Source organism: Niallia sp. HCP3S3_B10 (genome assembly GCF_052064465.1).
GTDB classification, from domain to species: domain Bacteria; phylum Bacillota; class Bacilli; order Bacillales; family Cytobacillaceae; genus Niallia; species Niallia hominis.
On sequence record NZ_JBQHVO010000157.1, the window covers coordinates 1 to 589 of the forward strand.

The 589-nt window shown below is 34.3% G+C and carries 1 protein-coding gene; it reads right to left on the reverse strand.

The genetic code is table 11. From position 1 onward, the window contains the following. Nucleotides 1–589, reverse strand: a 589-nt coding sequence (locus tag ACTNDN_RS24975) for an IS3 family transposase (RefSeq protein ID WP_441132579.1), incomplete at both ends; no start/stop codon positions are given.

Here is a 589-nt window from a genome sequence, read left to right on the forward strand (position 1 = left end):
TAAACTTACAATATTGGAATTCCTCTGTCTTTAAATTTGAATGAAATGATTCAATCACCGCATTGTCCCAACAGTTCCCTCGTCTGGACATACTACCTACTAAATGATGTTCCTTCAAATAATTTTGAAAAGTATACGATGTATACACACTCCCCTGATCGGAGTGTATAATAACTCCTTCTGGCTGATTGCGTTTATCCAAAGCATCCTGCAGTGTATCAATTACTAATGTCGTTTGTTGATGATTATAAATCTTATAAGCTACGATTTCATTATTATACAAATCCATAATCGTAGACAGATATAATGTTTCGCTGCCATACTGGATATACGTAATGTCCGTTACCCACTTCTCATTTGGTTTACTTGCACTAAAATCACGATTAAGAATATTAGGTACAATGACTTCACTTTCTCCCTGCGATTTCCACTTGCGTTTTGGTTTCACCTTACACTGCAAATGATGCTTCTGCATAATGTTTTGAACTGTGTTCCTATTAAGATGAATATGATGTTCTCGCTTTAGAATAGCTCTAATTTTCCTATGACCATTTCTATATTTAGTAGCCTTACAGATTTCAATAATTAA